The organism is Microcystis sp. LE19-41.2A (genome assembly GCF_027530405.1).
GTDB classification, from domain to species: Bacteria; Cyanobacteriota; Cyanobacteriia; order Cyanobacteriales; family Microcystaceae; genus Microcystis; species Microcystis aeruginosa.
The window spans coordinates 1-5,336 of record NZ_JAPZQJ010000198.1 but is presented as its reverse complement, the minus strand read 5'-3'; the positions used below and the strand labels follow the sequence as shown (position 1 = coordinate 5,336).

Annotated in this window: 4 protein-coding genes and 1 pseudogene; 2 read left to right on the top strand and 3 right to left on the bottom strand. The window is 44.0% G+C overall.

Translation table 11 applies throughout. The annotated features are described in order from the left end of the window. Positions 1–105 precede the first annotated feature (105 nt). Positions 106–228 carry a hypothetical protein gene (locus tag O9290_RS08840; RefSeq protein ID WP_288086909.1) on the top strand — a complete coding sequence of 41 codons (123 nt, stop codon included), beginning with the start codon at positions 106–108 and terminating at the stop codon, positions 226–228. Here the strand turns inward: O9290_RS08840 and O9290_RS08835 are convergent. Beyond that, complete coding sequence (locus tag O9290_RS08835; RefSeq protein ID WP_288057557.1) at positions 220–1,236, bottom strand: thiamine phosphate synthase; 1,017 nt, start codon at positions 1,234–1,236, stop codon at positions 220–222. The genes O9290_RS08840 and O9290_RS08835 overlap by 9 nt on opposite strands. Before the next feature lie 280 nt (positions 1,237–1,516). After that, positions 1,517–2,128: an IS607 family transposase gene (locus O9290_RS08830; protein WP_288057556.1), complete on the bottom strand. Its 612-nt coding sequence runs from the start codon at positions 2,126–2,128 to the stop codon at positions 1,517–1,519. 1,200 nt (positions 2,129–3,328) lie between these two features. Between O9290_RS08830 and O9290_RS08825 the strand changes: the two genes are divergently transcribed. After that, positions 3,329–3,994 carry a PEP-CTERM sorting domain-containing protein gene (locus tag O9290_RS08825; protein WP_288055323.1) on the top strand — a complete coding sequence of 222 codons (666 nt, stop codon included), beginning with the start codon at positions 3,329–3,331 and terminating at the stop codon, positions 3,992–3,994. Between the two features lie 1,209 nt (positions 3,995–5,203). Here the strand turns inward: O9290_RS08825 and O9290_RS08820 are convergent. Then, positions 5,204–5,336, bottom strand: a pseudogene (locus O9290_RS08820) (IS630 family transposase); the annotation flags it as partial.

The window sequence follows — 5,336 nt, the reverse complement described above, 5'->3', positions numbered from 1 at the left end:
GCAAGGTTATTTCTGACATGGATTTGGATATAAACGAATCAAGTTAATCGGAGGAGACAGGAGACAGGAGTTGAGAGTTGGGGTTTTAGGGTTTTAGGGTATTAGTTGAAATTCCCCTATCTCCCCACTCCCCCATTTCCCTATTTTTCCACACCCTACACCCTACACCCCACACCCCACACCCCACACCCCACACCCTACACCCCACTTCCCACTTCCCTACTTTAATTGGGTTAATAATTGTTGGGTGATGACCTCGGGGTGCTGCGCTTCCATGATGGCCCGGACTACAGCTACCTGTTGCGCTCCTGCCTCTAAAACCTCTTTAATGTTACTACTATCAATACCACCGATCGCAAACCAGGGTAAAGGGCAATTTTCCCGCGCATAACGGACATATTCCAATCCTGCCGGGGTTTTTCCTGCTTTGGTGGGGGTGGCATAAACCGGCCCGACTCCCACATAATCGGCCTTTTCTTGGATTGCTTTGGCCATCTCTTGGGGATTAGTGGTGGACCGGCCGATAATTGCCCCAGGACCGAGAAATTGCCGCGCTAGGGAAATCGGTACATCCTGTTGACCGAGATGAACACCATCAGCATGAATGGCCTGAGCAATATCGACGCGATCGTTCATAATAAACAAAGCATCGTAACGGTGGCATAACTCACACAGTTTAGCGGCTTCTTCTAAACGAATGGTATCAGCGGCGGTTTTATGGCGGTACTGCACCAATTTTAAACCCCCTTTTAGGGCTAATTCGACGATTTCTAGCAGATTTTCGGCAGGAGAAGTGACTAGATAGAGGGGAGATGCTTGCAGTTTTTCCAGAGGTGGCGAGATTAATAGTTTACTCTCTAGCTGATAAACCCGATAGCGCAGCTGTTTACAGGCTATCCCTAGCTCCAGATCATAGAGTTTACCGTATTCTTCTAAAACCCTAAAAGCCTCCTGTACGCGAGCGAGATTGGCCTGCAGCAGTCCCTCGACAGTCTCCCGGATTTCTTCCCTGGGATGGCTTAAATCCCTGCCGATATCGCCGGCTGTGTCCCGATGTCGTTTAAGATCGATCGAGTGCCAACTAGCTAATTGATGGCGCATTTCTTTACATTCTTGGGCTAAATCGGGATTATCTAAGCCAAAACGACACCATTCTTCGATAATTCGCAGTCCTTCTCTGGCGCGGTCAAGGTTAGCATCGAGAATCCGTTTAATCGCCGTGGTTTCTAGTTTCATTGCCGTTAATGAGGATGTCAATATAGCCGTCAGCCAATTTGATCCCCCTCAATCCAGCTTGGAAAAGGGAACTTTCCTGGTTTTCCCCCCTTTTTTAAGGGGGGCAAGGGGTAGGGTTGATTCATGAATCAACCCTACCTTGAATCAACCCTAGGGCAAGGGGGGATCAAATTCTCTTTATCATCTCAAATATTACTATTCTTGGCCCTGGTTCGGGGAACAGTAGAGGCGGCATCAGACAACTAAAAAGAGGGATAAGAAACCCAGGCCAAGGATAATTTTAAGCCACACGGACATCCTTAAACGCCCCTAGGTATTCTAGTAATTGCCGATGAGCCGGGTTATGTAGTGGGTAGAGATGATCGTAACAGATGGTGACGAGGGCTTGCAGATCGTCCACTAAATCCTCAGCTGCAATGGATTCCTGGGTTTGATTGAGGAGAATGACTTGGATTTTGAAGAGACGGCACAAACCCAAAATAAAATCATGACAAAAGCGACTCACACTTTCCGCATGGGTTAAAACTAGAGATTTCACCTCACCCTGACAAATCATCTTCACTAGACGCATAAAATTAGGGTGATTGTGGCTGACTCCGTCGCCGATATCGGTGAGAATTTCAAAGGGTTGACCCTGCTGATGGCAAAATTCTTCTAACGCTTTTATCTGGGTGTCTAATTGGGGTTTTTGTTCAGGTCGATTAACACGAGCATAGCCAATAATCAATGGGGTTGCTTGACCAGATTGTAAGAGATCTTCCGGTCGAAATCGGCGATGACCGCCGCGGGTACGAATTGAGACAATTTTACCCTGTTGTTCCCAGCGCCGGAGGGTTTTAATGCTAACTCCGAGTAAATCGGAAGCTTCTCGAATAGTGATGAGGGTATTCATATATATAAGCTGTTAAGTAGGGTTTGCGGCAAAAAGTTTGTTGGTGGGGCTAGGAGTCAGGAGTCAGGAGACAGGAGACAGGAGACAGGAGACAGCTTTTGTGTATTCTCCCCACTTGCCACTTGCCACTTTTAAGTCAGGAGTCAGTAAGAATTGCGGCAATTTACATTTCTTAAGATAGAGAACAGAATTTATGTCCGACTACTTAACTTAACCCAGTTTTAATTAAAGAAATTTCTCGAGAGAGAATCGTCCAACTTTAGACAGTCAGTTGTCCACTTTTATACTGCCATTGCCCTACGCTGGTAACTATAGATGATTTAGGAAAATTAGTCATACCTCTTTAGATAGAGATATTCAACGGGATTTTTGGTCTTTCTAAAACCTGAGTTTGTCCGGGGGTTTTGGGGTGACATTTTTGTGGGAGCAAAAGGAAGTTACCTCGTTAGGGAGTTGATTGCCATCGAACTCCAGTTTTAACGATCAAAACTGTTAAGTTTTATACATTGTACCTCTCTTGATTAAGTTTTGTAACGAATTGAGAGATTTTTTTTTGAACTAAGTAGGGAGGCACAATTATTTGTAGGATGGGTTAGCGGTAGCGTAACCCATGCGGGCGTTGGGTTTCATGCTTCAACCCAACCTACGTTCATCTTATATTTAATTCCACCCACCTACTTAGAGCCTGTTTATTTGTCCAACTTTCACCAAAAAGCTTGGGTATATTTGTCAACTTTTGGGTAGTTATGTTCGGGGAAAACTGCTATAAATTTGACAAAAATATATAAATATTGCCGAAAAAAAGTTTTCTAAAACACAGGGTAAGCGAAGCGCATCTTAACAATCGTTAACAAAATGAACTTGATTTATGTGAGTTGCTTACCCAGAGGGTGATTCAGGAATATTTGAGGAGAATTTGCCATCTCAATTGTTAAGCAAAAATCGACCAAATGTTAAGAATTCCTAACTGTTTTGATTGACTGGTATCACTTGAAATGCCCACACAGCAAGCGGATGACCAAATTGGTCAATAGTCAATAGCGTTTGAGATGCGCTCACCCTATTCTAAAACACCTGTTTTTTTTGAAAAGTTTCGCTATAATTATGTCAGGTCACACAAAAAGTTATCAGCGAGCTTAACGCTTGCTTAACTTCTTTTGATGGCTATAGTACACACAATTAACGCTGGATAATTCAGTTATGATGACAACCAACAAATTAACCAAAACTTTTGCTTCTGGCTCCCTAGCCATTGGGGTTCTCGCCGGCGCGGTGCTTACCGCTACCAGTGCGAGTGCCGCCAGCATGGTGTTAACTTGGGGGGAATGGACAAATTCTGATCTTGCTTTGCGTAAGGATCTTATTCAAGGCGACAAAATAGTTAAGTACGTCGGTGGTACCATTGGGGCCGAGGCGGTGGATAAAGTTGCGCTGACCGAGATGGGTGATCATCATTATTTCCGATACGATGCTATGGACGGTCTCGCTGATACCAATATGAGTTCCGGGTCTTTCACATATACAATCGAGGTCATTGGCTCCCCCGATTATATTGTCGGGGTTGACCTGGATTCAAACGTATCATCCAACTACGGGACTGTAACCGAGACATTTGGTGAGATACCTCCTCCCTTTGAATTAGTTTCAACTAACGGCTCACAGGTCCCTCCTAGCGGTTTCATCCCTATCGCCCCCATCAAAAAGTTGACCGTCACAAATACCCTAGCTGCTAATCCCAATGAAGGTCTATTTGACTTCCAAAATTCTTTCCATCAATCCGTTCCCGTTCCCGAACCGGGTACTATCCTGGGACTTTTGGCAGTGGGTGGTTTAGGATTGGTTTCCCGCTTTAAGAAACAAAAATAACAGTTACCAATGTCTCGTACACATTGATAACTGTGACGTTGAACAAGAATAGCTAAAGGTTAGATGCCCTGTTTGGTTTTCTAGCTTTTAGCTTTTTCTTTAAGCGTTGATTCTAACACAGCCCGGCACATAATTTTTGTTTTTAATCAACGGGTCGTTTGATCCCCCCTGTCCCCCTTAATAAGGGGGGTGCCGATAGGCGGGGGGAGCCCCCCTAAATCCCCCTTTTCAAGGGGGACTTGAATCGTTCTGAAAAATTGGCTCTTCGGTTTGTCTTATGCAACATACAGGATTATAAGAGATGAAACCCTTATAGAGAGAGACATTGCTGAGATTTTTGTCAATTGTTTTCGCTCTAGAGCGAACTAATCAATTAAATCTCTTGCCAGATAAGGATTTAGTCGATTTATGACACCCTACCGAACCATACCAAGTAACGAAGAACCGTTTTTAATAACCAGATTTATAGCGGTTCTCACACCTGTGTGGCACAGTTAAACCTTTGCTAATTAGGGTTTGCGGCAAAAAGTACGGGCGAAGCATTCGGATAGAAAATCTCCGGTTTCACCGATAGGTTATGCCCAAATGCTTCGCCCCTACAGGACGCGGGCCGATGAAAACGCAAGGTTTTGAACGACGATTCTCTCAAAATCTTGCACCTGTTTCGCAAGAAAAGCCACAAAACCCTTACCTTGCCTACATTTCACATTTATTCAGCAAGCCCTACTTAAGTGGGTGGGTGGAATTAAATATAAGATGAACGTAGGTTGGGTTGAAGCATGAAACCCAACGCCCGATTATGTTACGCTACCGCTAACCCATCCTACAAATAATTGTGCCTCCCTACTTAGGGCTTGCTGAATAAATCTAAAAACCTTGTTGGATAAGGGTTTTAGACTTTTTTCCCCGCAAAAAGTGCTGACCATTGGAGGGATCGGGGGTAAAATTCAGGTACTTTTTCCCTGAAAATTAGGTAACTGACTACCTCAAAACCGGTAAAACCCTACACCCCACACCCCACACCCCACACCCTGCCCCCACCAACAAACTTTTTCAGCAGACCCTACTTAACCCCGTCCATTGCCTTGCACAAACTGAAGAACCTAAATGTTAAGTTTTATTACAGAATGCCAGATTTTTCCTAAAACACCTGGTTTTTTTTGGAGGTTCCGTTGTACCTAGATCAAGTTAAGAAAAGTTATATATACTTTAGACGTTCATAATCTGAGATTTATTAAACTTCTGAAATCGTAGAGTCAGCAAGGAATCCAGTTCTTTTTTATGTTTCAAATGGGCATCATTCAAACATTCATAAATGGCTGAAGAAAAGTCAGAAAAGTTT

Bases quoted from the DNA above. Each gene is read 5' to 3' on its own strand.
- O9290_RS08835 (WP_288057557.1), bottom strand. From the start codon at position 1,236: ATGAAACTAGAAACCACGGCGATTAAACGGATTCTCGATGCTAACCTT.
- O9290_RS08830 (WP_288057556.1), bottom strand. From the start codon at position 2,128: ATGAATACCCTCATCACTATTCGAGAAGCTTCCGATTTACTCGGAGTT.
- O9290_RS08825 (WP_288055323.1), top strand. From the start codon at position 3,329: ATGATGACAACCAACAAATTAACCAAAACTTTTGCTTCTGGCTCCCTA.